The following is a 26954-nucleotide window of genomic DNA, read 5'->3' on the forward strand; positions in this document are numbered from 1 at the left end:
CATATGCATTTATTACTTTTTGAGGTGTTACTAGATGAACGAAAAGGAACCAGGTTATATCACACTTTCCAAGCAAAAGTGTAAAGACATAGGGATGGATCCAAATGAGGTCGTTCGTCCCATAGTAACTTTATCCAAACAACAGGTTCAAAGCAAACAAGAAGCCTATAATGAAATTTTGTCTGTTGTTCGCTTCTTTTCAGAAAAACTACTTCATTCTTTACCAGAAACTCCTATATTAGTCGTAATCTCTGATTCTGACGGTTACTTATTAGAATTAGCAGGGGACGAACAAATGAAAGCTATTATCGATCATTATGGCATCACACTAGGAAGTTTGTTTAGACAAGAAGATACTGGAACTAATGTAGTTAGTTTGGCTTTAGAACAACGACATCCTGTACAGGTAGTTGGTGAGAATCATTACCATACGTTTCTTCACGAAATTGCGTGTTACGGTGCTCCGTTTCATTACACAGACGAGGATAATTTACTCGGAAGTATAAGTATTATGGTCCCAATTTCTTTTCATAACAGCTTGTTTATGCCCATGCTTAGTCAACTAGTGGATTCCATTGAACGAGAGTTGCTATTAAGAAAACATAATCGAAAGCTTAATATTTTCAATCAAGTGTTGCTAAGTGGAGCTAGAAACGGAATCATTATTACGAATGAAACTGGGGTTATTATAGATATTACTGACTTTGCGAAGGAAATCTTTTATCATGATTTTCCTAATTCTAGTAGTTATGAACTTCCTATTATAGGAAACGATTTCAAAAATGTCCTAACTGCTGAAGTAAGTTATGACAGTAAAGAAGTAGTTTTTCAAAACTCTAATGGTGACCCCATCATTTGTCTCTTTGATGCACAACCTATTTATGAGGGGAAGAAGGTTATTGGTGCATACGGCCAACTCCGTGACATGACTGATCGCTATATAATGGAGGAAAAGATTAAGGCAGCTGAAAAGCAAGTACTAGCAGGTCGCATTGCTGCGGGAATTGCTCATGAAATTAGAAATCCCCTTACAACTGTACGAGGGTATCTTCAATATTTTGAAAGAGAAGTAGAGAGAGACATCGGGCAAACAATTACCGAATTACTTATTCCCGAAATTGATCGTGCAAATAAAATCATTACTGATTTTCTAAGTATTGCAAAGCCTTCCGAAAAAGCGTTTGAAAGAATCCAAATTAAACATTTTTTTACAGATTACTTATGGAATTTCCTTAAAAGTGAAGCTCTGCTATACAATGTAGTATTAGATTTTGATATACCTTCACATACAGAAAATCACTATATCCTTTGTAATCGTGAAGAACTTCTTCAAGTATTTATTAATCTATTTCAAAATTCATTACAAGCAGAAGGTGATAACCCACTTTCTGTAAGAATCTGTACCGAAATCATAGATAATACAATCCAAATTAGGTTCAGTGACAATGGGAAAGGTATTCCAACAGCTATCCTAATGAATATTTTTGAACCTTTCTTTTCAACAAAGGATATAGGAACAGGTTTAGGACTTTCTGTTTCTCAAAAAATCATTGAGAACCATGGTGGTCAAATAACTGCTAAAAGTATTGAAAATACAGGTACTACGTTTGTAATTGAACTTCCCCTTCACAAGGAAATAAAGTAAAATTATCCTAACTTTTAATAAGGTATATGTTAGATTAAGGAGTTCAGTGATGAACTTCTTTATTTGTGTTCCAAAGAGAAGTTGTTTAGTTTATGAAACGTTTCATAGTCTAATCCGTAATATAGGTATTATCCTAGCATCTGCATGAGTGGAAAAAGGAGGTCTAGAAAAATGGAGTTTGAAGAGGTATTAACTGTACATGTCCAATTAGAAAAAACGACCGAACTGAAAAGTGATGATGGAGATTCAGTTATAATGATCTCTTTTAAAGGAAATGCCACTGGAAAGTACTTCGAAGGTGAAATCCTTGAGGGAGGAATCGATACTCAAATTATTGGAAAGTTGGGTGATCGACATACGTTATCAGCAAGATATATGCTAGAAGGAAAGGACTATACAGGGGAGACCTGCAAAATGTATATAGAGAATAACGGAAATGCTAATTCAAAATTAGAAGATGCTCTATTTATCACCTCCCCAAAAATAATTACGAATAGCAAAGCGTTATCTTATTGGAATGATCTGGTTTTAGTAGGGAAAGGACTGCCAACAGAGACTGGTTTAGATATAAAAATATATAAGGCGATATAAGAAATTACTAGGTTTTTAGATTAAAAAGGTAGATACAAAATTGTATCTACCAATTAAGAGTGTAAACCAATTATGATGCTTGAATAGAGTCAATATGATGGATAAGCTTCCTTTCCCACTTTCTTCCTGTCCAACGTCTGTAATGAATAACTCCTCTGACCCATTCGTCACAAGCGTGAGCGATCCAAACACCTAATACTCCAAAACCTAAGTGGATACCAAATAGATAGGCTAATGGAACTTTTAGTCCCCACATCGAAATGATTGCCATTACTAATGGAAACTTCACATCTCCGGCCGCACGGAGTGAATTAATGATTACATGGTTAAACACTCTGCCTGGCTCAAGAAGGATACAGAATAACAGGATCGCTGATCCAACTGTAATAATCTCTAAATCATTTGTGAAAATTAGAAGAACCTTTTCACGGAATAGGGATACAATTAAAATAAGTCCGACTGTTATGCCAAAAGCCCATCTTAAACTACGTAATAATTGTTTGTATGCTTTTTCAACTTTTTTGGCACCAAATAATTGAGCTACAAGAATTTCCGTCCCTTCCCCAATCGCCATGCTGAATAGCATGAAGAATAACACAATATTTGAGGCGTAAATATGTGTTGCTAAGGCCGTAGCGCCTAAAGTTGTTACCATTTTGGTCACCATCATTTGGCTAAAGTGAAACGAAAGCCATTCGAGACCAGAAGGAACACCAATCTTCAGAGTCATTATAATTTCACGCCACTTAATTTGAATATAATCTCTCCATGCAATTGGAACCTGAATACGTTTGTATAAAAGGAATACTAGGAAGATAAAACCTAAGATTCTACTAAACGCCGTAGAAATTGCAACGCCCATGACACCAAGTTCAGGTAAACCAAATAGCCCATAAATTAATAGTGCATTACCAATTACGTTAACCACGTTCATACCGATACCAACATACATTGTGTCCATCGTAAAACCATGGGAACGGATCACTGGACCGATTGTAAGCATGATTGCTTCTAAGAATAAGGTTCCCCCAACAATAAGTAGGTAAATTTGCGCAAGGTCATTTAATTCTGGTGATAAGTGATAGAATGACAGAAGCAAGTCTCGGTTTAGAACAAACAGAATACTAATAGCAATCCCAAATGCGAAATTTAGGGTGATTGCTGATGCAGCAATTTTACTAGCATAGTTGAAATTTTTTGCACCAACATATTGAGCAATTATAACTCCAACACCTAGGCCTAATAGATTAAATAAGATGATTGAAAAATCTAATAACTGCCTTGTTACTCCAACTGCTGCCACTGCATCGTCCGAGACATGGCTTAACATAAACGTATCGACATTCCCCATTAAAATATGAGTAAGCATCTCTACAAAAATCGGCCATGTAATGGCAAAAGCAGTAAGTTTTTTTAGTTTAGTCTTGTTGTTCACACTACCATTCCTCCAAAAGTAAAAACGAATCATTTATGCAGTAAGTATCTCCATAATAGGAGTAATCTAAAGTGCTTTCAGATTCATATCTACTCCCAATATTATAATTTCATTCTACGAGAATTTATTCATTAAGGAAAGTGTTAATTAGATAACATTTATAAATAGTAAAGCATGTTGATTAAATGCTCTCTAGACTTTTTTATGGCTGCTTTCGTATAGATTGTTGCTTTTAAAAGCCGCAGGCCGAATACACTCCGCGTCCGGCGGGTGACCAGTGAGCCTCCTCGTCGCTGAATCTCCTTTGGTGTATCACTCTGGCCACTGGTCCCGCAGGAGTCTACGTGTATTCAGCCTGCTTGTAACTACTATTTCTTGTTTTATGTCAAAAAAAAAACTTTGAGAAAACAGCCTTTTTCATTTAAATTTATTCAGTGAATGAGAAATGTAGACTGTTATAATAAACTAAAAGTATCAAAGGATAATTGATAGCAGATAAAGAATATTAACCTATAACTCTAAAAAAAGATGTAGTTAAACGTTACCAAATACAGTGTTGGAGGGTATTAAAAATGAGTGAGTGTATAAAGGAAGTTGTAAAGATTAAACATCATGGAAGGGAGATTTATGGTGTCTCCTACATGCCAAATAACGGAGAAAAATGCCCTTTCGTTATCTTCAGCCATGGTTTTAATGGAACAAATGAGGACTTTGCTAAGAATAGTGAATATTTAGTAGCTAACGGTGTAGGTGCATATTGTTTCGATTTTTGTGGTGGATCTGTGAATTCAAAAAGTGACCTTTCGACTGCTGAAATGTCTATATTCACTGAGAAAGAAGATTTATCAGCTGTTATTAATACTATTAAGGATTGGAATAATGTCGATCAAGATAATATTTTTCTATTTGGAGGTAGTCAAGGAGGACTGGTTACTGCATTAGCAGCGGAGGAATATATAGACGAGATCAAAGGAATCTTATTGCTATTTCCAGCATTTTGTATTCCTGATAACTGGACTGAAAGGTTCCCGACACTTGATAGTATCCCTGACACAGCTGAGATATGGGGAGTAACATTAGGGAGAGTATTTGTTGAATCTATTCATGGGTACAATGTATTTGACCATATCGGAAAGTATCATAAAAATGTATTGATTTTTCATGGTGATCAGGATGAAATCGTGCCACTTGAGGATGGGGAGAGAGCGACAAAGTTGTATCCCCATGCAAGACTGGAAGTGTTTCCGGGAGAAGGACATGGTTTTTCAGAAGAGGGTAATAAGAAAGTGATGGAAATGACTTATGAATTTGTAAAGGCAAATGCTTTAGATTCTTAGCAACTAAATATAAAACGTAATTTGTTAGGCATTAGTCCATTAAGTAAATGGTTAATGATTTTCTTAAAAGATAAAAGTATAAAATTTTATACTTAGTTTTAGTGTCCAGCTCCAGGCGCCATCGGCTCGGGGTCATAAGCCAATCCCCAAGAAGGTTAAAAAGCAACCTTCCAGCCGAATCGTCTTATGCCTGTCGCCGATAAGCGGCGCTTTGTGCTTTTCTTAGTCGCCCCAAATTGTAACCGAATTTCTTTTATGCTAGAGTAGATTTACTATTTCACAGGAAGAGGCTTAGAAAGTATGGACTACCAATACGAGCAAATTGATTATAAAACAGATATACCAGTCAATGTGTTTACTCATACGGTTGAACGATTTCCTTATCATTGGCATGAGGATATGGAGATTTTATTTGTTCTTGAAGGTAGACTTGAAATAAGGGTAGGCAAGGAAAGCTATGAATTAGAAGTCGGAGACATTTTCTTGATTAATGGTAGTGAATTGCACTTTATTAACTCTCGAACAGACTTTGGAAAAACACATATTTTGGCACTTCAAATTGATCATCGTTATTTAAAAAAACATAACATTGATACCGAGCAGAAACGATTCTTTTTATATTCAAGAGAAAGTGAAAAGGTCTCGGTTGAGGTGATGAATGAGATTAGACATGTCCTAGCAAATATGATGGACTTGGTGATTAATAAGAAGAATCTTTATCAGCTTAAAGTAAAAATGTGGTTGTTGGAACTCATCGTTATTCTTATTGAGCATTTTGAAATACCAGCAAAAGAGAACAATAGGCAAATAGATAATGACCAAAGATTACTAGAAATTCTCAAGTACATGAATAATCATTACATGAAATCGGATTTGGGATTACAGGATATTGCGGATGAATTTTCATTGAACTCTCAATATTTATCAAGATATTTTAAAATGAAAGTCGGAATACCTCTAAAAAAGAAATTAGATAGTATGCGTTTGAACAAGTCTTTGATAGCACTTCAAACCACAGATGATACGGTAACGGAAGTTGCATTAAAATATGGGTTTCCTGATAGTAAGGCTTATTACAGGGTATTCAAAGATGTTTTAGGAATGACGCCAAGTGAATATCGAGAAAGCTTTAAGATTGAAATTGAAAATAACATGTCTAAGGATTATTTAAGTTTAAATAGCAGGGAGTCACTTGCCAATCTGTTTAAGCATCTAGATCGAGAGCGTACCCATCAAGAAGTAATGAGAATTGAAACACAAACGCTTACCGTAGATCTTACTCAACCTTTGAGAAAGATAGCGCACACGTTTACAAATTTATTAACATTTGGTTATGCACCGCTTGCGTTAAGGAGTGATTTTAAAAATCAACTTCATCAGATACAAAAGGAAATTGGATTTAAGTACATTCGGTTTCATGGAATATTTGCAGATCAATTGCTTGTTTACAATGAGGGCAGTGACGGATCTTACTATTTTAATTTTAATAACGTTGATGTGTTGCTTGAGAATTTACTTGAAGAGAATATAAAACCATTTATTGAGATTGGATTTATGCCAAAGCAATTAGCATCAACAGATCAAAAAATTTTCTTATGGGATGCACATGTTTCACCGCCGAAATGTATGGAGCGGTGGAAAGAGTTAATCAATGCTTTTATTAGACACTTAATCAATCGTTATGGGATCGATGAAGTAAGAACTTGGTATTTTGAATTTTGGAATGAACCTGAAGTTGAATTTTTCTGGAGTGGTACAAGAAAAGAATTCATATCCCTCTATGCGGAAACGTATAAATCGATCAAAGTGATTGATACAGAAATAAAAGTTGGGGGATTTAGTAGCATTAATTTAACTAATTATCAACCTTGGATCGATGATTTTAATGCACTAGCAGCGATAGAAGGGGTCGCGTTAGACTTCTTTTCTTTTCATGTATACAATCTTGCAAGAAAGCCTAATGTGGAAATCGAACATGATGGAATTGTATCTAACCAACCAATTGAAAGTGTTATGCAATTTAGAAACATCATCATGATAGGTGATGAACATAACCTTTCTAAAAATATTGACTTAGGCGTCAACAAGAGCAAAGGGTTGTTTAATGTTTCTAAGGAAATTTGGATAACAGAATGGAATGCAAATAGTGATAGTAAAGATTTACTCCATGACACTTGTTACATGGCTGCCTTAATCGTAAAAAATTCAGTAGAAAACTTCGAAAAAGTAAATGGATTGGGATATTGGACTTTCACTGATTTATTCGAAGAATTTCAACAGCAAATGCCTCTGTTTCATGGAGGATTTGGTCTGATGACATATAACGGGATTAAAAAGGCTGGGTACCATGGATACTCTTTTTTAAACAAATTAGGAGATGAGTTGATTCTAAAAAGGAAAGATATGATTGTAACCAAAAGAGGAGCAGACTATCAAATCCTACTTTTTAATTACAGCCATCCTAATTGGTTATATCGCACATTTGATTATTCACAGTTGTCTGCAACAAGTCGTTATACTGTATTTGAAAAAGAAGAAGTGACTGGATTTAACATCGTCTTAAACGGGATTTCTGGAAACTATCGTATGAAAAAGCAGTATGTGAATCGGGAGAAAGGTTCTTCTTTTGACGCATGGATAGATATTGGAGCCCCGAGTGAACTAGATGATGAAACAATACGTTATCTAAAGGGAAGAGCAGAGCCGGGGATTCATATAGAGGATATAACTGTTAAACAGGAGTATACTCTGACTACAGAGCTACAACCGCATGAAATTCAGTTTATTGAACTTAAAAAGCGATACTAATTACTTAGAAATAAAAGTTAGGGAAATAAATAACTAGGATAAAAAGTCACTTGCTAGAGGAGCGAGTGACTTTTTTATATTGAATTGTCACTCATCTTCCTATCAGTTTGTCAAAAATCGTAATATACACACAATAAATCTATTATTTTAATGGGGTTATTTTCCAATTTTAATTTAAAAGAGGTCAATTATCGGAACATCATTTCTCCTATATTGGAATGATGTTTGTGTGAAAGCGGTATATATTATATTTACCTAGTCAATAGGTACGCAATTATATGGTATCGTTTTCACTTATTTTAAGAAACAAACAAATATAGGTAAGAGGAAGTGTGATTGATATGGCAAAGTCTAAATATAGACAACTAGTAAAGACTTACAAAGAAGAAGCCAAGGAGAAGTCCAAGCAATTAAGTTTGGCGAAGAAAGAAAGGAAGAATCTTTCCAAAGAGGAAAAGAAAGACTTAAAGCTAGAGGACAAGAGAAAGATAGAAGCCTGGAAGCAAGAGATTAAAGAAACCGAAGACAAGAAAGAACGAAAAGCAAAGAAAAAAGGATTCAAAAAATATAAGAAGATTAGAAGACGTCCTTACGTATTAGGAACATGGGCTGCAATTGTCCTTCTTATAGTCGGCTCCTATACTACTTTTTATGTGAGTAGAACAGCATCAATGAATGCTCAGCAAGCAGAAGCGGCTGAATTTTCTAAAGATGTTGCCGAGCAGGTGATGGCAGAAAGTATTGTACTTTTGAAAAATGAAAACGATATCCTACCGCTTCAAGAAACAAAAATTAATGTGTTTGGTGCCGGAGCTGCTAAGCCTGTGTTCGGTGGTGGTGGAGCTGGAGCAATAGACAGCTCAACTGTTGATGACCTATACCTTGCGTTTGATCAACAAAAGATTGAATACAATCCAACACTTTATAATCTTTACAGCAACTTTATCTATGGAGATGAAGCGAGCACAGAGAAATTTCAAAAGCCAGATAAGACACTTATTCAAAAGTTATTTCCGAACGTGATTGGATTTATCCCACAATCAACAAAGGAAATGCCAGCCAAGGAGCTTTCAGACAAAGTTGTAAAAGAAGCAGTTGAATATTCAGATACAGCTTTATATGTTATTTCCAGAACAGGTTCTGAGGCGATTGATTTATCAGTAGAAGATGTAAGATTGAACCAAGAAGAACGAGATACATTGGATATTCTAGATCAAAATTTTAACCACATTATTTTATTAGTAAATACGGTGAATGCATTTGAATTAGGTTTTATCGACGAGTATGAGAATATTGATGGTGTAATGTGGGTAGGTGCACCAGGACAATATGGTACCCATGCGATTTCAAAGGTTTTAACTGGTGAAGTAACACCATCTGGTAAGTTAGTAGATACCTATGCTTATAATGTCGAAAGTAACCCTGCTGTTATTAATACTGGTAATTTTGAATATGTAGACCAAAACGGGGAAGCGACAGGACGTTATTTCACGAACAACCTAGAAGGAATTTATGTTGGGTATCGATATTATGAAACGTTTTTAAACGAAGAAGAATATAGCGAAACGGTTCAGTTCCCATTTGGTTATGGCCTATCGTATACAGATTTTGATTGGAAAGTAGTTGGAACAAACTTTAATGAAAATCAGATTTCGGTAGATGTAGAGGTAACTAATACTGGTGAATTTACAGCGAAGGATGTTGTACAAGTTTACTTTACTGCTCCATTTACGCAAGGCGGTATTGAGAAATCAAGTATTGAACTTGGTGGATATGTGAAAACAAAGGAATTGGCTCCCAATGAGTCAGAGGTTGTGAAAGTAAACTTTGCAACAAATGAAATGTCTTCTTATGATCAGGAAAAAGAAGAAGCTTGGGTATTAGAAGCAGGAGAGTATCAAATTAAAGTAGCGCGACATATTCGCGACATTGTTGAACAGTTCCCTTATACTGTTGAAGAAACGATTGTGACAAAAATAGATGAAGTAACTGGTACGGAAATTGAGAATCTATTTGAAGATGCAGATGGAGATTTAATCTACTTATCTAGATCAAATCCTAAAGAAACATTCCCAACAGCACCATCTGAACAAGAGTATCTTATTCCAGAAGAAGTGGTAGAGACTGCTGAATACAAAGTGGAGCCATCCACTCAGGAAGCACCAACTACTGACGCAGACAATGGTGTCAAGTTAGAGGATTTAAAAGGGTTGGATTATAATGATCCACTTTGGGAGAAATTCCTTGATCAATTTACTGCAGATGAGATGATAAAGCTTGTAGGTGATGGTGGTTATTGGACTGAGCCTGTAAAACGACTTGGAGTACCAGAAACGACGATGTATGATGGTCCAGCAAGTATTCGTGCCTTCTTTGATAGTTGGGCATCAGTAGCATTTCCAGTAGGAGTTAATGCAGCAAGTACATGGAATGACATGTTAATTGAAGAAATGGGTGTAGCGATGGGACAAGAGGCAGTGGCATATGATGTAAATGCTGTATATGCACCATCAATGAATATGCACCGTTCACCTTTGGGTGGAAGAAACTTTGAATACTATTCTGAGGACCCTTATATCTCAGGTAAAATGTCTGCCGCTTATACGAGAGGCTTGCAAAGCACTGGAACAGTCGCGGTATTTAAACACTTTGCTGCGAATGATCAAGAAACGAATCGTGCTGCTAACGGACTATATGTATGGGCTACTGAACAAGCGTTAAGAGAAATCTATTTTGAGCCATTTGAGATAGCTGTTAAAGAAGGAAACCCTTATGGTGCAATGTCTGCGTTTAATCGAATTGGCACAACTTGGGCTGGTGGTAGCCGCGAGTTGCTTACCGACTTACTAAGGGAAGAGTGGGGATTTGAAGGCTTTGTTATTACAGATGCAGGTATTGGGCCTCAAGGACATCATTTTAATACACACCAAGCAATTTCAGCTGGTAATGATTTGATGCTGGCATTCCCGATTAACTTTAGTCAGCCTAATGGATTTGAAAAAGAACTACAAGAATATTTAATAGAAGATGAAGCTGGTACGCTTCTTGGACTTAGAAATGCTGTCCACAATATTAGTTACTATATACTGCAAACGAATAAGGTGGAATAAATGACTAACTACAAAGAATTAATAAGTAAAATGACACTAGAGGAAAAAGCGTCTTTGATGTCTGGGGACAACTTCTGGAATACGAAGCCGATTGATCGGCTTGGTATTCCTTCTATCATGCTTACGGATGGACCACATGGTTTACGTAAGCAAGGTGGAAAGGCCGATCATTTAGGTCTGAATAAAAGTATTCCGGCAACCTGCTTCCCGCCTGCTGCAACGTTAGCAAACAGCTGGGATTTAGAATTGCTCAATGAAGTAGGAACGTATTTAGGAAAAGAAGCGGCAAGTGAGCAAGTTAGTGTGCTACTTGGGCCGGGCTTAAATATTAAGAGGAATCCTCTTTGTGGACGGAACTTTGAGTATTTTTCAGAGGATCCATATTTAAGTGGAAAGCTAGCAGCCAATATGGTTAAAGGGATTCAGTCTCACGGAATCTCAGCTTGTCCAAAGCATTACGCAGTTAATAGCCAGGAACATATGCGGATGACGATTGATGAAGTTGTGGATGAACGTGCTTTACGTGAGGTTTATCTGGAGGGATTCCGATATGCTGTGGAGGAAGGTCAGCCGAAAACGGTGATGTCCTCCTACAACAAGGTAAATGGTGAATTCGCTAATGAAAATAAGCATCTTATGCAAGATATTTTGTATGGTGAATGGGATTACCAAGGGGTTGTCGTGACCGACTGGGGAGGGAACAATGATCGAGTTGAGGGGCTTAAGGCAGGAAATCAACTCGAAATGCCGTCTGCTGGTGGAATTACCGACAAAGAAATCGTCGATGCAATCAAGACTGGAAAGCTTAGTGAAGACGTTCTGGATGAAGCAGTGGAGCGCATGCTTACATTAGTTTTTGATACAAAAGAGGCTTTAAGGAATACAGAAAAGGTTGATTATGAAGAGCACCATAAAAAAGCAATTGATGCAGCAAAAAGATCAATGGTTCTGTTGAAAAACGATGAGAGTCTTCTTCCATTGAGACAAGGCCAACGGGTTGCCGTTATCGGTGATTTTGCCAAAGCTCCACGATATCAGGGTGCGGGAAGCTCTTTGATTAATCCGACAAAAGTAGATAATGCATGGGATTTGTTAGCTGAAACGGAATTAAAGATTGTTGGTTATGAACAAGGATTTAATCGTTTTGGTGGTAAAAATGAATCATTAAAAAATAGTGCGTTGAGATTAGCTAGGCAGGCAGATGTTGTTCTATTATTCCTTGGACTTGATGAAGGCAGTGAGGCTGAAGGTGTCGATCGTCAGGATATGAGGTTAAGAGGTAATCAGTTAGAGTTGGTTAATGAGCTATCAAAAGTCCATGATAATATTGTTGTTGTGTTATCGGGTGGTTCCGTGATCGAAATGCCTTTTGTGAACGATGTTAAGTCCATTTTACATGGTTATCTCGGTGGACAGGGGGGAGCTTCTGCTGTTCGTGATATTCTAATTGGTGATTATAATCCAAGTGGGAAGCTTGCAGAAACATATCCAATAAAATACGAGGATGTTTCATCAGCCCCATATTATCCAGGACTAGAGGCAACAGCAGAGCACAGAGAAAGTATATTCATTGGATATCGTTATTTTGACACGAAACATGTTCCAGTCCTTTTTCCTTTTGGACATGGTTTATCATATACCCAATTTGAATATAGCGATTTAGAGGTTACTGAACAGTCAATTTCATTTAAGGTCAAAAATGTCGGAATGCTTGCTGGAGAAGAAATTTCTCAGGTGTATATTAAGTCGACCAATTCAAGTGTGTTCCGTGCTAACAAGGAACTAAAAGGTTTTTCAAAAGTACATCTAGAACCAAGTGAATCCAAAGAAGTAAAAATAGAATTAGATGACCATGCGTTCGCATATTACAATTCATTCATCAATGGATGGTCAGTGGAAAGTGGTTTGTATGAGATTCAGGTTGGTAGCTCAATAGAGGACATTCGATTGACTGAAACGTTAGAGTTGCAAGGTGATGATGCCCCACATCAATATGATCAAGAAGTGCTCAAGCATTATTATCAGGGAGATGTTCATCAAATTACTGATACAGAATTTCATCAACTATTAGGATACACTCCACCGAATCCATTGTGGGATCGTAAGGGAAAGCTTGGATATAATGATACAATTGCTCAAGGACGATATAAAAAGGGGTTTGGAAAAGCTCTCTATTTAGTTGTTTTACTAACAAAAAAAGTCTTACATGTAATGGGCAAACCATTGCAGGCGAATAATGTAATGTTTGTCATGAATATGCCATTCCGCCAAATTCCAAGGTTTTCTCAAGGGAAAGTAAGTGAAAAGATGATTGATCGGTTGTTGAAATTGATTAATCTTTGGTAGAGTTGAGCTTATCTTTAAAAGAAATGTATTTTCGAAATGCAATGTGATTAGAATAAGCAGAACTTGATGTTTTAACTAAAAAAGAAATCTTGCCTAGCACTGCCGGACACTTGGAGAAATCTTCTCAACTGGTGTCCGGGGGTGCTCGGCTTTTTTTATCACAAAAACGACAAATAATCTAAAATTCATTTGTGTTTTAATTAGAGTTAGGGCTTTTATTGTGAAACTGTGAGCATTATGAAGTGGAGGGAATTAGAAGATGAACTATCAACATATGCTTAGTAAAGGTAAAGTAGGGACTTTAACATTAAATAATAGAATTGTAATGCCTGCTATGAGTACAAATCTCGCAGGCCCAAGTGGTGAGGTTACAGATCAACTCATACGTTATTATGAAGAAAGAGCGATGGGGGGAACTGGTTTAATCATTACTGAATTTACTTCAATCGATTATGAATTGGGAAGAGGCGCGGTTAATCAATTAAGGATTGATGATGATCGCTTTATACCTGGGATCAAACGGCTAGCGAATACAATCCATAAATATGGAGCAAAGATTTTTGTTCAACTTCATCATGCAGGCAGAGAATCAAATTCGATGCTGACTGGTGGGAAACAAATTGTTGCACCAAGCCCAGTTACTTGTGAAGTAATCGGTGAAGAACCGAGAGAATTAACAATTGAAGAGATCAAGGAAATCATTAATAAGTTTATTGCAGGGGCATATCGATGTAAAATGGCAGGCATTGATGGTGTTGAATTACATGGGGCGCATGGATACTTAATTAATCAGTTTCTAAGTCCAAATACAAATTTACGTTCTGATGAGTATGGTGGTAGTTTTAAGAATAGAATTAGGTTCCTAGAAGAAATCATTGTTGGAATTAAACAACTGTGCGGACATGATTTCCCGGTGACTGTTCGACTTAGCGTGGATGAATTTGAAAAGGGTGGAACGGATATTACATTAAGTCGAGAGATTAGCGTCTATTTGGAAAAATTAGGCATAGATGGCCTACATGCTAGTGCAGGAAACTATAATACGATGGATAAAGTAATTGAATCCCCGTTAGTCGAGGAAGGCTGGAGAGTTTACCTAGCCGAAGAGATAAAGAAAGAAGTAAACATCCCAGTCATTACAGTTGGTAATATACGTGATCCTCAATTTGTAGAATCCATTTTAGCGGAGGGAAAAGCAGACTTTGTAGCGATTGGACGGGGCCATCTTGCAGATCCTGAATGGGTTCGGAAGGTTTCTGATGGACGTGAAAAAGAGATTAGAATGTGTATTTCCTGCTTGCATTGCATGTATTCAAAAGGACATGTGGAGTGCTCAATTAATGTTAGGGCAGGAAGGGAACTTGAATTTACAGAAATGACCCAAGTTGATGAAAAGCGCCCTGTATTAATTATCGGTGGTGGACCTGGTGGACTGGAGGCAGCAAGAGTACTAACGATTAAAGGGTATCATGTCATCTTATTTGAGAAAAAGGACACTCTTGGTGGGCAGCTTAACCTTGTTACAGATCCTGTGTATAAGAAGAAAATGAAAAGATACGTAGATTACCTTTGTCATGAGATGGATCGATTAAAGGTAGATATCCGCCTTAATCATGAGGCTTCTGTTGAATTGATAAAATCCTATGAACCATATGCTGTTTTACTAGCAACAGGAGGAGTGCCACTTGTTCCAAACATAGAAGGCTATGATCTTCCGAATGTATGTAGCTATCGGGATATTAAACTTCAAAGCAATGCATTCTATGACAAGAAGATTGTTGTATTGGGAAGTGGGATGGTTTGCCACAGTACTTGTAGGAGACTTGCTGAAGAAGGAAATGAAGTGACTTTGATTGAATTACCTACTAAATCAGGCCGTAAAATAAGCCCTGAAACGAGAGTAAGGCTGCTTGAGAAGTTGAAAAAAGAAAATATTCAAATCATTACAGAGCATAAAGTAAGTACAATAACAATGAATGAGATTTTTTTGGAAAAGAAGGAATCGGAAGAGAAAGTTAAAATGGCGATTGACCATGTTGTCATTGCTATGGGGGTACAAGCGTATAACCCATTAGGGGATCGATTAAGTAAAGAGATGGATAATGTTTTTATAATTGGAGATGCAGCGGGTCATACCTCTCTAGCGGATGCTACGAAAGGCGGATTTGAAACGGCATATGTTCTTGAATCACTTGTGAACAGTTAAAAAGAATGAGATTACTAAGGTAGTGGGTTCGGTTTAAAAACCAAAAAGCAGTCCAATTAGCACAATAATTGGACTGCTTTTTTTTATGTTATAAACAACACCTTTCTTTTGGTAAAAAATTATTTTACCCCTGCAGCAAAGAAATGACCAGATTGTAACGGTTGATAGAATATGAGCCATTTCTTAAGGTGAACCTTATCATAAAAGAAAGATTTCTTTATTTAGTATCAAAAATGTAAGGGGTAACAACTTTTAGTTGATGGACAGTTAGAATGCAAGGCTACTATACTTATTGTATTAAACATAGGAGTTGACTATTTTGCGAAAATCGATAGCAAATCGGATTTTATTTATTTTAATTTTTTTAACATTTTTATTCACTTTGAACACAATCCTAAGTGGAATTACTAATTCACAGGTTCAATTATCAGCAAATTTAATTTCTGAGTCTTTTGTTAATCTTGAAGCTGAGCAGGTGAAATTAGCAAAAGAAGTGGGGCAAATTGAATTGTCTATTCAAGCATATTTATTGAATGACAATGATAGCAAGGAAGCAGTGTCAGAAACAATTCTAAGTAGTGTTGAAAAGTCTACTATTAGCATGAATGAAATCGCTAACATATCTAATGAGTTTTCTGAAAAAGCAATGAACAGTGCTCTTAGCAACGCATATAAGCCTTACATGAAGGATATGGAAGCCTATCTCCAACAAGCTTCCTTAATCGTAGAATTCATTAAACAAGGGGATACGGCGTCTGCAACTGAGGGCTATGAAGCATTTCAAACCTTATCTGACTCTATGATTAAAACAGAGAGTGGTTTTCAAACAGTTTTAAATGATAGTATCGACCATGAAGTTGAGCTTATAAATTCAAGAGTCGCCAGATCGACTATGATTATTTGGGGAATGGCAGTCATCTTTATTTTATCTGTTGCTATAGCTTTTTGGATCTCGATGAAGACGATTATTGCACCACTTAAAAAAGCAAACAAAAGTCTTGGTGATATTATTCAGAAGTTAGAAAATAATGAAGGTGATTTAACAGCACGAATAGAGAGTCATTCTGAAGATGAAGTGGGACAGATGGTAAAAGGCATCAATCGATTTTTAGAGACTTTGCAGCATACCATGATTTCTATCAAATCTGGTTCTCGAATAATTTTTAAGTCAACGGAAAACATTGGAAGTAACATTATGGGAAGTAAAGATGCTACTTCCAATATTTCAGCTAGCTTGAATGAATTGTCGGCAGGGATGCAAGAAATCAGTAGTACTATACAGAATATTGATTTCGGAGCTCAGGATGTCCTTTCCGCTGCAAATATTATTGCAGAAGATGCGAAATCAAATTCAGAGCATGTTGGAAGTATTGTTGAACGGGCGGATATAGTTCGTACACATTCACATCAGAGCAAGGAGCAAACGGAGAAGATCATACAGGATATTAAGAAGAAGATGGCTACATCTATTGAGAATAGCCGATCTGTGGAGAAAATCAATGAACTGACTACAGATATCCTACAGATTTCAACTCAAACAAACTTGCTAGCACTTAATGCTTCCATTGAAGCGGCAAGAGCAGGGGAAGCTGGAAAAGGTTTTGCAGTTGTAGCAGACGAAATCAGAAAACTCGCAGAGAACACAAAGGAAACGGCTAACGATATTCAAAACATCAGCAAAGTAGTGACGCAATCGGTAGAGCATCTTGTTAGTAATGCAAACGAGATTTTGTCTTATATAACTGAAAAAGTATTGACTGATTATGAAGAGTTTGTAGAAGTGGCACATACTTACAAACAGGATGTAGATACAATCAACCAAATGCTCGTTCGTTTTAGTACTAGATCTGGCGATTTAAAAAGAATATCAACCAATATGGCTGTTGGAATTCAAGAAATAACATTGGCGGTTGAAGAAAGTGTCAATGTAGTCATTCATTCAAGTGACAATACAACCAACTTACTGGACGCTATTACTGTTATAGCAAATGAAGCAAACCAGAATAGAGAAATTGTTAATGATCTTAATAACCAGGTGAACAAATTTAAAAAAGTGGAAGAAGATATGGAAGAAGAAAACAGATTAATGATAGAGATTTTATAAAAAGATATATATCTTCTACTAAATACAAGAAAAGAGAGGAGGGTGCTTAAGTTATGAAAAAACAAGCTTTTAATCCATATCTACCAAGTTATGAATATATTCCGGATGGAGAACCTTATGTGTTTGGTGATCGGTTATATGTATATGGTTCTCATGACAGGTTCAATGGACAGCTATTTTGTATGAACGATTATGTTTGTTGGTCCGCACCTGTTCATGACCTCAGTGACTGGAGATATGAAGGGGTAATTTATAAGAAGAAACAAGATCCGAAGAATCGATTAGGATTATTGCAAATGTTTGCTCCTGATGTAGCTAGAGGTACTGATGGTAGATATTATTTATATTATACAGCTGGGTTTAGCAGTGTCATGTCAATCGCCGTATGTGATACGCCAGCTGGGAATTATGAATTCTATGGTTATGTAAGTCGCTCAGATGGTAGTGTTTTATGGGATCAGAGTGGTGACCCGATCTTGTTTGATCCGGGAGTTCTAGTTGATGATGATGGCAGGGTTTATCTTTATTCAGGCTTTGCACCAAAGAGAGGTGTACCTTCGATTCTTACTGGGTTGAAGAAGCGTACATGTAAAGGTGGATATGTAATCGAACTTGAAAAAGACATGAAAACGGTCGTTGGTGAACCAAAGCTTATTTTTGAAAAAGTGGGCAATGCAAAAGGTACTGGGTTTGAAGGACATGAGTTTTTCGAGGCCAGTTCTATAAGAAGAATAATAGATACATATTACTTTATCTATTCTTCTATCAACGGACATGAACTTTGTTATGCAACAAGTAAGAGCCCTACCGGTGAATTTATATATGGAGGAACTCTTGTAAGTAATGGCGACCTATTTGTAAATGGCGAGAGTTTAGATGAAGCTGCTTATAATTACATCGGGAACAATCACGGTAGTATCGTTGAAGTAGAAAATCAATGGTATGTATTTCATCATAGACAAACGAATAGGCATCATTATTCAAGACAAGGTCTTGCGGAACCAATTGAGATCAAAGAAGATGGCTCGATTTCTCAGGTAGAGATGACCAGTTGTGGTTTAAACAATGGACCTTTAAGAGGTAAAGGAGAGTATGAGGCTCGTATTGCATGTCACCTCACGTCAAAAGGAGGCGCAGGCAGGTATGGTGTGTATTTTGGAAATATAACGTTTAAGGCCCATCCTTACTTCACCCAGAGTGGAAGAGATAGAGAAAACAATCCAAATCAATATATTGCTAATATGAGAGATGGAGCAACGGCAGGATATAAATACTTTATGATAGAAGATTTAAAGGAAGTGGCTATAAATGTCCGTGGGAATGCATCTGGAACTATACTAGTTTCCACCTCCTTAAATTCAGAACCAATTGCAAAAATAAAAATTGAACCTAGTAGAAATTTTACGGATTATCGTACAATGGTGAACATGGAAAATGGTAGACAAGCTCTTTATTTCACATATGAGGGATCAGGGAAATTGGATTTTATGTCCTTTGTTTTAAGGTGATCCATTCTGTCCTGATAGAGAAGAGATGAAAGAATATCGAAAAAATAAAAAAAGATAGATTCGTTTTAATAGCATTAAACAAATGGAATGATTATAAGAAACAACATCCTCATCTAGCACAGTTTATACTATTTTATCTACTCAGCAAAGGAGTAACTGTATTACAACTGTTCCTAATGCCAGTCTTTAAGAGTATTTTTGCGCAAACGTCATTAGTCACTACTAACTTTCAAGCTTTACCGATTGGATCTCACGTTGGGGAAAGAACCTACTATATCTTTGATTATGCAGCAGGTGCTCTTTCTTCAGGTGGGGGAGGAGGGCTTGCTTATTTTCTTTCAATCCAAATTACTATTGCAATAGCACAAATTATTAATTTTTTTGCGCAAAGAAATATTACGTTTAAATCAACTAGCAATGTTTGGAGAGCTGCATTTTGGTATGTAATTGCTTATATTATCATAACATTAGGTGCAGCTGCGACCCAGGTTTTTTACAAAGATCCTATTTATAACCTGTTAATAAATACTTGGGAAATGGGAGCGTTTGGGGAGACAACGGCTGATGTTATAACAATGAGTATAAACAGCACAATTTCATTTTGGGTATTCTTCCCGATATTCAAGCTCATTTTCAAGCATGAATCAGTTAAGCAGCGAACAAACTAAGTTTGCTGCTTTTTTCAATTATAATGTTTTCTTCCTATACTTTTACACTCCTTATCCGATAATATAAGTAAATGGAACTAATGGGAGGATATAAGAAAATGTCCAATGAAGCTCAAGGCTTGAAAGATATAATTAAAATGATTCCGCTCCTAAAATCAGCGGTTCCAGCAGATTTGTCAGTGGCAATTTGTGATACTGAAAAGTTCATTGCATATTTTCCAGGTGAAAATATTGATTTGAATATTAAGGTTGGTCAAAAATTGAATCCAGAGGAGCCTCTATCCTTAGCAATTGCTCAAAATAAAAGTTTAAAGGCACAGGTACCTGAACATTTCTATGGGTTTGAATTCACTGGAACAGCTGTCCCGATTCTTGGTGAAAAGAACCGAGTCATAGGAGGAATAGCGATTCAGATTCGGAGACAAAGTGAGTTAAGAGCGATTACGAAAGAGATATATAGATCTTTAACCCTCGTTAACACACAAATTTCTACCGTTACAAGTGCTTCGAATTCATTAGTTTCACTTTCACAAGACCTCCTTACCCAATCTAGTCAAGCAGAAGAAAAGGTAAAGGAAACGGATACCGTACTTGCACTCATTAAAAATATTGCCTCGATGACCAATATCCTTGGTATAAATGCTTCAATTGAGGCTGCTCGAAGTGGGGAAAGTGGCAGGGGCTTCAATGTAGTGGCTAAAGAAATTAGAAAACTATCTGGAGAGACAGAATCATCTACTCAAAAAGTGAGTGAGATTACTGGATTAATACAAAAGATGACAAATCAAATGGGAGAATCTATTTCTCAAATATCTAATGTAGGTCATGAACAGGCGGCTGCTATGCAGCAACTTGCTTCGTTTGTACAAGAAATTGAGCAATTATCAAAATCACTTGAGGAATTAGCAAACCAACTTTAAAAAAGACAGATAACTAATACAATATAAAAAAGAAGAAGGGTGCCAGAGAATCTATATGAGATTCAATCTTGCTTCCATCTTCTTATTTGTTTTGTTATTGATAAAGCTGACCGCTATTACCTACTGTAGGATTTTGGTGGTTTGCCATATAGTTCTGAATTTGATCTGTGTTTTCAGGAACAACCTGATACATGGCACCAATTTTTGAAATGTCTGCTGGGTTTGCGTTTTCAACTGGATAATAGCCCTTAGACGCCATATATTGCCACATATCATAGGCATGTGAACAACTCATCATAAATGCTGTTTGACAAAAAGAACGAATTTCAGGATTAGACATCTCCATTGCTGCCCATGCATATTCACGGCCAGCTCTTTTCAACGTTAAAAGGTAACCTGTAGCCATTTCACGATCATTCATATTTTCTACCATTGTTCTAGGTTGAATAGGAGGAGCAGGAGGAACCATTTGCAGAGTTTCATTAGTAACTTGTCTGTTTTCACTTAACAATGGAAGTTCTTTTTTAGCTCCCTCCATTTGATTTAAAAATTCCACCTTCATATTGTAGTCTCTAACATGAAGTGGGAAGTGTCGTTCGAGAATCTGTTTGAACTCTGGGTCCTGTACATGATGAAGCATATACCCCATGTTAGTTATTGAGTTTACACAGCTCAACGTTAGTTCATTTAAATCATGTAATTCATGTGCGGCTAATTTCATTTTCTTTTACCCTCCATATTGTTTATAAGAACTCTTTTATAATGTTCAAAGTTAAATCTAAATATACTACTAGAAAAATATATTGAAACTGGTGCCAGGCACCAATTTTTTTGGCATATTTTTTATAAGACATGTAATATTAATCACACAAGTAAAAGAATAAGAAGAGTAAAATGAAGATATTCCACTACGATTATTATCTTAAGAAGGAGTATCTATATGAGCCATTCTATTTCAACAAGCATGTTAATAAATGAGAGAGCATTCCTTTTAGAAATAGAATTGTTGAGGATGGATCTAGTTGAGGTAGGAGTGAGTCTTGGTTTAAATCATCCTTATACATTATATTTAAGTCAAACCTTAGATACCCTAATAATAGATTATCAAAGGTACTGTAGCATAACTTAGTACAAAGGAAGGTGCCTGGCACCAATCCTTACCGTGCCTGTGGGTCTCATCCTTCCTGAGGTCCCACAGGAGTCACACATATCCTCTATCAACTGTAAATCTTTGTATCATCTAGAGAACAATCTTAATTTTTTACCAGATTTACATACTTAAGAGGTCCTTCTTCAGCTGATTCTGTTTTAATAATCAGTTTATAATTACCCAAAATTGATATAATGGTGAAACGTCCATCTATATTTGAAACCCCTAGGCTTTAGTTAGTGCAGATCCAACAAAACCAGTGCCACCAGCAATTGCAATATACATCCAACTCCTCCTTATGTATGTTTTCCTAAAAAAATGAATCAAAATCATATATAATTGATGGATATAGGTTTATAGTATAGTTTACTTTATTTTTACTAGAACTAATACAAATTCAATTCATATTCAATAAACATTTTGTGCAAATAGAGGTGATGACCATGGCTGTTATTAAAAGGATTACCACACAAAAGAAAAATAAAGAACGCTTTAACATTTTTCTTGATCATGGAAATGGGAAGGAAGAATATGCGTTTAGTGTTGACCAAAATGTCCTTATTAAATTTCAACTACAAAAGGGTCTTGAACTGGATGATCTAGATCTCAGTGAAATTCAGTTTGATGACGAGGTGAAAAAAGGTATAAATACAGCAGTACATTACTTGTCCCATAGAATGAGATCAGAAAAAGAAGTAGTTGATTATTTGAAGAAAAAAGAAGTAGATGGTCCAATTATACAAGAGATTCTACATAAGCTTGGAGAGTACAATTACATAAACGATAGGGACTTTGCTATTGCATATGTTCGTACCCAAATGAATACGACTCAAAAAGGACCAGAAGTTATTAAAAGAGAACTAAATGAAAAAGGAATAGTAAACCACCTTATTGGTGAAAGCTTAGAGGAATTTAAAGAAGAACAGCAATTAGCGACTGCGAAGAATTTGGTGGAGAAATTACACAATAAAAGTAGTAAGGTTTCTTCAATGGAACAAAGGCAGAAGATTGAAACTGCACTACGAAGAAAAGGATTTCCGTGGAACATCATTGAAGCAGCATTAGCAGAGTCTGAGGACTCTCTTAGTGAGGAGGATGAATGGGACGCTCTAAAGCATCAAGGAGAAAAAGCAATAAAAAAGTATCAAAAATTTGAAGGATATATTTTTGAACAAAAAGTGAAACAAGCCCTCTATCGGAAAGGCTTTAATTTAGGCCAGATTGAACGATATTTAGATAGTATTAAGGAAGAGTAAATATTCCAGAATATGACTGATTTACCTGAAAGATATTTCTTGTTTTAATCTCATTTTTTTCATTTTTGAAGTAAATCTACTATACTAAATAAAATAGATATTGGAGAGGGTTCTATGCAAGAAAAGCGTTATAGTCAAATGAATGAATATGAACTTAATCATGAGATTGCTGTTTTAGCTGAAAAAGCGAGAAAAGCCGAACAGCTAGGAATCGTGAATGAACTTGCTGTTCTTGAAAGGAAAATAGTGATGGCTAAAGCTTATTTACTTAGTCCAGATTTATTTTTGCCAGGAGAAGTATATGAAATAGTCGAAGACCCAGGTAGTCAATTTAAGATTGATTATATGAATGGAATCTTTGCTTGGGGAAGCAGAATAGGAAGTCCTGAAAAAGAAGAAGCACTTCCGATTTCCTTGTTAAAAAAAAGAAGCTGACGAGAAAATCGTCAGCTCATTACGCATTTTAAAAATCGTGACGCTCCCCAGAAGCTCTCATTCGTTCTTGTGGGTGAGTGTTAATCGTACCATTTGCTCTTTTCGAGGCATATTCAGCTTTAGCTCTTGGTTCACCTTCAAATTTTTGACTGTTTTGATTTGGGAAACCTCGATCTTTATTTCTCATTCGAATAATGACCTCCTAAAGTAGCGGAAATAGTCGTGTAAGAAAAGCATTCCTCTTTTCAAACACGTAATAATAGTATGACTCATTTTTCGTTTGTTATGAAGGATTTTAGCGTGAAATATTGGAAAGAGGTGTTCTTTAATAATGGAAAAGAATGAAGGATTGATTGTTTTATTAATGGAAAAAAATCCGCAGCTCTCTTATGAAAAAGCGAGGGTTTGGGTGGAATTACTTTGGGATGATTTTGAAACAACTTATGCAAAAGCAGGACATGAATACAAAGGAGAAGAGTTAACAGAAAAGGTAGTAAGGCAAATGATTGAGAATTACGGTTCAAGGCTTCACGACTTTGTAGCGAAAAATCCAAAGTACAAAGACCTATTACATTAATCTAAATAGCTGTTTTAGTATCGAATTAAAGCTGCAGGCTGAATACACTCCGCGTCCGGCGGGTGACCAGTGAGCCTCCTCGTCGCTAGCGCTCCTGCGGGGTCTCACTTTGGCCACTGGTCCCGCAGGAGTCTACGTGTATTCAGCCTGCTAGTATATACTGTTCCACTGTTTTTATCTAAAAAAGAGGCTGCCCCAAAAGAGATTTCAGGGACAGCCTATAGACATCAACTTGGTAGAAGCTCAAGTTTTCTTCGCAGCTTTTCTTCACTAAATATCCATCCTGTATAGGAACTAATAATATTTAAATCTTGATCAAGTTGAACAATTGCAACAAACGGATAGTATCCTTTACTTCGGTAACGTAAGTCGATAAATCGTACTTCATAGTGATCGGCAAACTCATCCACTTCCCACCGATAGACAGGAGAAAAAGAAAGAAACGCTGAGATGTTTTCATCTTTTTGGGCTGCTTCAATAACCGGTGTATTAGGAATCGGACACTTTTCAAACTTATCTTGAATAATAATCTCATGATCCTTTGATCTCGCCACATAGAAATACTGATCGGTTGTCACAGCAATATGCCAGTGGTGAAAACGAAAAGTTGGCGAAATAATAATTTCCTTTGCATCAGGAATTTTTTCAAGAATATGATTTGACACTTTTCGCCGGGCATGGAAGCGGAGCAGGTAATAGACGACAAGAATCGAGTATATAAGGACAAAGGTGTAACCAGGGTGTGCACCATAACTCCATATAATGATTCCAACAATATGCATGAAAAATATAAAAGGGTCAAAGGTGTTAATCACACCTAAAGCAATCCATTTATTCGAAAATGGTCGAAGTGCTTGTGTCCCATATGCGTTGAAAATGTCGACAAATACATGCAGGATTACAGCAATAAATGTCCAAATCCATAGGTGGAGTAAATTTATTTCAGGTACAAAGAAATAAATACTTGCTGAAATAAGAATCGGCCAAAGTAAGACAGCTGGAATTGAATGAGTTATTCCACGATGGTTTCTTATATATTTTGCGTTGTTTCTTAATTTTAGAATTGTATCTAAGTCTGGAGCCTGTGAACCAACTAAGGTTGCTACGACTATACTTTGTGCAGTTATGGGGTCAGTTGCTACGATAGGGTCTAATGTAGCAATACCTCCTAAAGCTAATCCCATAACGACATGTGTTCCAGTATCCAATAAATAAACCTCCTTAAAACTGTAAGAGAGCATCTATATAAAAAAAGAGATATAAAGATGAAAAGGGTGAATGTGGATGATTAATAATGTTTCTGTTCATATTGAATACAAAGTAAAATCAACAGATACTTATCGTTATGAAATGATAATGGAAAATGTACTAGACCTTTTAACCGAATTTGGTGCCAAGAAGGTTCAGTGGTTTGTTTCCTCACGAGAAAATAATGTTTATATTGAGAAATTTGAACTACCAACTGAATCACACTACTATGCTCTTAAACGGTTAAGAGTATCAAATGAACGTATTACATTTAGTGAGCTTAATCAATGTCTTGAGGGTGGTATCCAAAACATATCTTTTTGGGCGTTAAAAAAGTGCTCTTAAATATATATTCCCACTTTCATAAAAGTTTAACATCTTGGGGGAATAAACATGGCAAAAAATGTTGGTAATTATAACCTAGGTCATTTTAACAAGGAGTCATTTCAGCAAGATTTATTGAGTTGGTTTGAAGCTGAGATGAGAAGCCTTCCTTGGAGAGAAGACAGTGACCCTTATAGGGTATGGGTATCAGAAATCATGCTTCAACAAACAAGAGTAGATACTGTTATCCCATATTTTAAGCGCTTTATGGAAAAATTTCCAACAATTGAATCGCTCGCGATGGCAAAAGAAGAAGATGTTCTTAAGGCATGGGAAGGTCTTGGCTACTATTCAAGAGTTCGAAATCTTCACTCAGCAGTTAAAGAAGTAAATGAAAGTTACGGTGGGGTCGTTCCAAATACGGTAGAAAACATCTCAAAGCTAAAAGGGGTAGGTCCTTATACAACAGGAGCAATATTAAGCATTGCCTACGGGATCCCAGAGCCTGCAGTTGATGGAAATGTGATGAGAGTTTTTTCTAGGATCTTCTCGGTTTGGGAGGACATCGCTAAACCTAAAACAAGAATATTATTTGAGGAAATAATAAGAGAGGTTATATCAAAAGAGAACCCCTCGTATTTTAACCAAGGACTTATGGAGCTTGGCGCATTAATTTGTACGCCAACAAGTCCATCATGCTTACTTTGTCCAGTTCGTGAACACTGTAAGGCCTTTGAAGAAGGTGTACAAGCTGAGCTTCCGGTAAAAAGTAAGAAGAAAGCCCCTAGATCGGTAACAATGGCAGCTGTAGTTATCCAAGATGAAGCTGGCAGATTGATCGTTCATAAAAGACAAAATAAAGGGTTGCTAGCAAATATGTGGGAGTTTCCAAATGTGGAAACACAGCTAGAATATCAATCACCTAAAGAAACGTTGCAGCAATATCTCAAAACTGATTTTAATTTGAAGGTTGAGATTGAGGCTCCCTTTACTACCATTGAACATGTTTTTTCGCATTTGGTCTGGAATATTACTGTTTACAAAGGGACGCTAACAGAAGAAATTACCGAGTTGGAAGATTTGAAAATTTTAGACTTAGCGTCACTATCAGAGTTAGCATTTCCTGTATCACATCAGAATATTTTAAAAGCGTTCTTGGCTCAATAGAGAAGAGCTTCCCTTTAATAACAAGGGAAGTTTTGTATTATTGTTAGAAGATAAAAAGCATCGTACTCAGTTTTAGTGTCTAGCTCCAGCGTCTAGCCCCTCAGGGTCATAAGTCAAAT

General features: G+C 36.4%; 21 protein-coding genes. 17 read left to right on the forward strand and 4 right to left on the reverse strand.

Annotated features, from left to right (window positions below):
* Nucleotides 1-34: 34 nt before the first annotated feature.
* Together BLQ56_RS18670 and BLQ56_RS18675 are read left to right on the forward strand one after the other, a co-directional pair.
* Nucleotides 35-1645, forward strand: a complete 1611-nt coding sequence (locus tag BLQ56_RS18670) for an ATP-binding protein (protein WP_090857999.1) — start codon at nucleotides 35-37, stop codon at nucleotides 1643-1645.
* 171 nt (nucleotides 1646-1816) lie between these two features.
* A complete protein-coding gene (locus BLQ56_RS18675) occupies nucleotides 1817-2236 on the forward strand; it encodes a DUF3237 family protein (RefSeq protein ID WP_090858002.1) in 420 nt (139 codons plus the stop codon).
* Nucleotides 2237-2306: 70 nt separating this feature from the next.
* On the opposite strand, the gene BLQ56_RS18680 is transcribed toward BLQ56_RS18675, so the two are convergent.
* On the reverse strand, nucleotides 2307-3671 hold the full coding sequence (locus tag BLQ56_RS18680; protein ID WP_238457318.1) for an MATE family efflux transporter: 1365 nt from the start codon (nucleotides 3669-3671) through the stop codon (nucleotides 2307-2309).
* A gap of 572 nt (nucleotides 3672-4243) precedes the next feature.
* On the opposite strand from BLQ56_RS18680, the gene BLQ56_RS18685 reads away from it, so the two are divergent.
* The 9 genes from BLQ56_RS18685 to BLQ56_RS18725 all read left to right on the forward strand — a co-directional run bounded on the left by BLQ56_RS18685 (nucleotide 4244) and on the right by BLQ56_RS18725 (nucleotide 20678).
* The gene (locus BLQ56_RS18685; protein WP_175490380.1) at nucleotides 4244-5008 is read left to right on the forward strand and encodes an alpha/beta hydrolase family protein; all 765 of its coding nucleotides are present in this window, start codon (nucleotides 4244-4246) and stop codon (nucleotides 5006-5008) included.
* A gap of 300 nt (nucleotides 5009-5308) precedes the next feature.
* The gene (locus BLQ56_RS18690; protein ID WP_090858008.1) at nucleotides 5309-7816 is read left to right on the forward strand and encodes a GH39 family glycosyl hydrolase; all 2508 of its coding nucleotides are present in this window, start codon (nucleotides 5309-5311) and stop codon (nucleotides 7814-7816) included.
* A 341-nt stretch (nucleotides 7817-8157) separates the two neighbouring features.
* Nucleotides 8158-10926 (forward strand): glycoside hydrolase family 3 protein, encoded by a 2769-nt coding sequence (locus tag BLQ56_RS18695; protein WP_090858011.1) that lies wholly within the window; start codon nucleotides 8158-8160, stop codon nucleotides 10924-10926.
* Entirely contained in the window at nucleotides 10927-13272 is a 2346-nt protein-coding gene (locus BLQ56_RS18700) for a beta-glucosidase (protein ID WP_090858014.1), read from the forward strand. It abuts the gene before it with no gap.
* A 259-nt stretch (nucleotides 13273-13531) separates the two neighbouring features.
* On the forward strand, nucleotides 13532-15478 hold the full coding sequence (locus tag BLQ56_RS18705) for an oxidoreductase (protein ID WP_090858017.1): 1947 nt from the start codon (nucleotides 13532-13534) through the stop codon (nucleotides 15476-15478).
* Between the two features lie 319 nt (nucleotides 15479-15797).
* Nucleotides 15798-17582 carry a methyl-accepting chemotaxis protein gene (locus BLQ56_RS18710; RefSeq protein WP_090858020.1) on the forward strand — a complete coding sequence of 595 codons (1785 nt, stop codon included), beginning with the start codon at nucleotides 15798-15800 and terminating at the stop codon, nucleotides 17580-17582.
* A gap of 53 nt (nucleotides 17583-17635) precedes the next feature.
* Nucleotides 17636-19090: a family 43 glycosylhydrolase gene (locus BLQ56_RS18715; RefSeq protein WP_090858023.1), complete on the forward strand. Its 1455-nt coding sequence runs from the start codon at nucleotides 17636-17638 to the stop codon at nucleotides 19088-19090.
* A 176-nt stretch (nucleotides 19091-19266) separates the two neighbouring features.
* The gene (locus tag BLQ56_RS18720) at nucleotides 19267-19758 is read left to right on the forward strand and encodes a hypothetical protein (RefSeq protein ID WP_238457319.1); all 492 of its coding nucleotides are present in this window, start codon (nucleotides 19267-19269) and stop codon (nucleotides 19756-19758) included.
* A 98-nt stretch (nucleotides 19759-19856) separates the two neighbouring features.
* Nucleotides 19857-20678, forward strand: a complete 822-nt coding sequence (locus BLQ56_RS18725) for a methyl-accepting chemotaxis protein (protein ID WP_175490381.1) — start codon at nucleotides 19857-19859, stop codon at nucleotides 20676-20678.
* 94 nt (nucleotides 20679-20772) lie between these two features.
* On the opposite strand, the gene BLQ56_RS18730 is transcribed toward BLQ56_RS18725, so the two are convergent.
* On the reverse strand, nucleotides 20773-21399 hold the full coding sequence (locus BLQ56_RS18730) for a spore coat protein (protein WP_090858035.1): 627 nt from the start codon (nucleotides 21397-21399) through the stop codon (nucleotides 20773-20775).
* A 219-nt stretch (nucleotides 21400-21618) separates the two neighbouring features.
* Here BLQ56_RS18730 and BLQ56_RS18735 point away from each other — a divergent pair, with 219 nt between their 5' ends.
* The 3 genes from BLQ56_RS18735 (at nucleotide 21619) to BLQ56_RS18745 (ending at nucleotide 23519) form a co-directional block, all read left to right on the forward strand.
* Nucleotides 21619-21807 (forward strand): aspartyl-phosphate phosphatase Spo0E family protein, encoded by a 189-nt coding sequence (locus BLQ56_RS18735; protein WP_090858038.1) that lies wholly within the window; start codon nucleotides 21619-21621, stop codon nucleotides 21805-21807.
* A gap of 464 nt (nucleotides 21808-22271) precedes the next feature.
* The gene (gene recX, locus BLQ56_RS18740) at nucleotides 22272-23084 is read left to right on the forward strand and encodes a recombination regulator RecX (protein ID WP_090858041.1); all 813 of its coding nucleotides are present in this window, start codon (nucleotides 22272-22274) and stop codon (nucleotides 23082-23084) included.
* A gap of 114 nt (nucleotides 23085-23198) precedes the next feature.
* Entirely contained in the window at nucleotides 23199-23519 is a 321-nt protein-coding gene (locus BLQ56_RS18745) for a YfhH family protein (protein ID WP_090858043.1), read from the forward strand.
* Nucleotides 23520-23547: 28 nt separating this feature from the next.
* On the opposite strand, the gene BLQ56_RS18750 is transcribed toward BLQ56_RS18745, so the two are convergent.
* Nucleotides 23548-23706 (reverse strand): small, acid-soluble spore protein K, encoded by a 159-nt coding sequence (locus BLQ56_RS18750; protein ID WP_090858046.1) that lies wholly within the window; start codon nucleotides 23704-23706, stop codon nucleotides 23548-23550.
* A 144-nt stretch (nucleotides 23707-23850) separates the two neighbouring features.
* On the opposite strand from BLQ56_RS18750, the gene BLQ56_RS18755 reads away from it, so the two are divergent.
* Nucleotides 23851-24096: a YfhJ family protein gene (locus tag BLQ56_RS18755; RefSeq protein ID WP_090858051.1), complete on the forward strand. Its 246-nt coding sequence runs from the start codon at nucleotides 23851-23853 to the stop codon at nucleotides 24094-24096.
* A 227-nt stretch (nucleotides 24097-24323) separates the two neighbouring features.
* Here the strand turns inward: BLQ56_RS18755 and BLQ56_RS18760 are convergent, their stop codons facing one another.
* Nucleotides 24324-25304, reverse strand: coding sequence for a metal-dependent hydrolase (locus tag BLQ56_RS18760; protein ID WP_090858055.1), 981 nt, complete (start codon nucleotides 25302-25304; stop codon nucleotides 24324-24326).
* A gap of 76 nt (nucleotides 25305-25380) precedes the next feature.
* On the opposite strand from BLQ56_RS18760, the gene BLQ56_RS18765 reads away from it, so the two are divergent.
* Both BLQ56_RS18765 and mutY read left to right on the forward strand, forming a co-directional pair.
* Nucleotides 25381-25689 (forward strand): hypothetical protein, encoded by a 309-nt coding sequence (locus tag BLQ56_RS18765; RefSeq protein WP_090858059.1) that lies wholly within the window; start codon nucleotides 25381-25383, stop codon nucleotides 25687-25689.
* A gap of 48 nt (nucleotides 25690-25737) precedes the next feature.
* The gene (gene mutY, locus BLQ56_RS18770; protein ID WP_175490382.1) at nucleotides 25738-26835 is read left to right on the forward strand and encodes an A/G-specific adenine glycosylase; all 1098 of its coding nucleotides are present in this window, start codon (nucleotides 25738-25740) and stop codon (nucleotides 26833-26835) included.
* Nucleotides 26836-26954 lie beyond the last annotated feature (119 nt).

Origin of the sequence: Litchfieldia salsa (assembly GCF_900104555.1) — a bacterium.
Taxonomy (GTDB): Bacteria; Bacillota; Bacilli; order Bacillales; family Bacillaceae_L; genus Litchfieldia; species Litchfieldia salsa.

What these genes read in the sequence shown, in the direction of transcription:
- BLQ56_RS18685 (WP_175490380.1), top strand. Translation starts at nt 4,244, where the DNA reads ATGAGTGAGTGTATAAAGGAAGTTGTAAAGATTAAACATCATGGAAGG.
- BLQ56_RS18705 (WP_090858017.1), top strand. Translation starts at nt 13,532, where the DNA reads ATGAACTATCAACATATGCTTAGTAAAGGTAAAGTAGGGACTTTAACA.
- BLQ56_RS18670 (WP_090857999.1), top strand. Translation starts at nt 35, where the DNA reads ATGAACGAAAAGGAACCAGGTTATATCACACTTTCCAAGCAAAAGTGT.
- BLQ56_RS18720 (WP_238457319.1), top strand. Translation starts at nt 19,267, where the DNA reads ATGCCAGTCTTTAAGAGTATTTTTGCGCAAACGTCATTAGTCACTACT.
- BLQ56_RS18750 (WP_090858046.1), bottom strand. Translation starts at nt 23,706, where the DNA reads ATGAGAAATAAAGATCGAGGTTTCCCAAATCAAAACAGTCAAAAATTT.
- BLQ56_RS18765 (WP_090858059.1), top strand. Translation starts at nt 25,381, where the DNA reads ATGATTAATAATGTTTCTGTTCATATTGAATACAAAGTAAAATCAACA.
- BLQ56_RS18730 (WP_090858035.1), bottom strand. Translation starts at nt 21,399, where the DNA reads ATGAAATTAGCCGCACATGAATTACATGATTTAAATGAACTAACGTTG.
- BLQ56_RS18690 (WP_090858008.1), top strand. Translation starts at nt 5,309, where the DNA reads ATGGACTACCAATACGAGCAAATTGATTATAAAACAGATATACCAGTC.
- BLQ56_RS18675 (WP_090858002.1), top strand. Translation starts at nt 1,817, where the DNA reads ATGGAGTTTGAAGAGGTATTAACTGTACATGTCCAATTAGAAAAAACG.
- BLQ56_RS18695 (WP_090858011.1), top strand. Translation starts at nt 8,158, where the DNA reads ATGGCAAAGTCTAAATATAGACAACTAGTAAAGACTTACAAAGAAGAA.
- recX (WP_090858041.1), top strand. Translation starts at nt 22,272, where the DNA reads ATGGCTGTTATTAAAAGGATTACCACACAAAAGAAAAATAAAGAACGC.
- BLQ56_RS18700 (WP_090858014.1), top strand. Translation starts at nt 10,927, where the DNA reads ATGACTAACTACAAAGAATTAATAAGTAAAATGACACTAGAGGAAAAA.
- BLQ56_RS18745 (WP_090858043.1), top strand. Translation starts at nt 23,199, where the DNA reads ATGCAAGAAAAGCGTTATAGTCAAATGAATGAATATGAACTTAATCAT.
- BLQ56_RS18715 (WP_090858023.1), top strand. Translation starts at nt 17,636, where the DNA reads ATGAAAAAACAAGCTTTTAATCCATATCTACCAAGTTATGAATATATT.
- BLQ56_RS18755 (WP_090858051.1), top strand. Translation starts at nt 23,851, where the DNA reads ATGGAAAAGAATGAAGGATTGATTGTTTTATTAATGGAAAAAAATCCG.
- mutY (WP_175490382.1), top strand. Translation starts at nt 25,738, where the DNA reads ATGGCAAAAAATGTTGGTAATTATAACCTAGGTCATTTTAACAAGGAG.
- BLQ56_RS18725 (WP_175490381.1), top strand. Translation starts at nt 19,857, where the DNA reads ATGTCCAATGAAGCTCAAGGCTTGAAAGATATAATTAAAATGATTCCG.
- BLQ56_RS18735 (WP_090858038.1), top strand. Translation starts at nt 21,619, where the DNA reads ATGAGCCATTCTATTTCAACAAGCATGTTAATAAATGAGAGAGCATTC.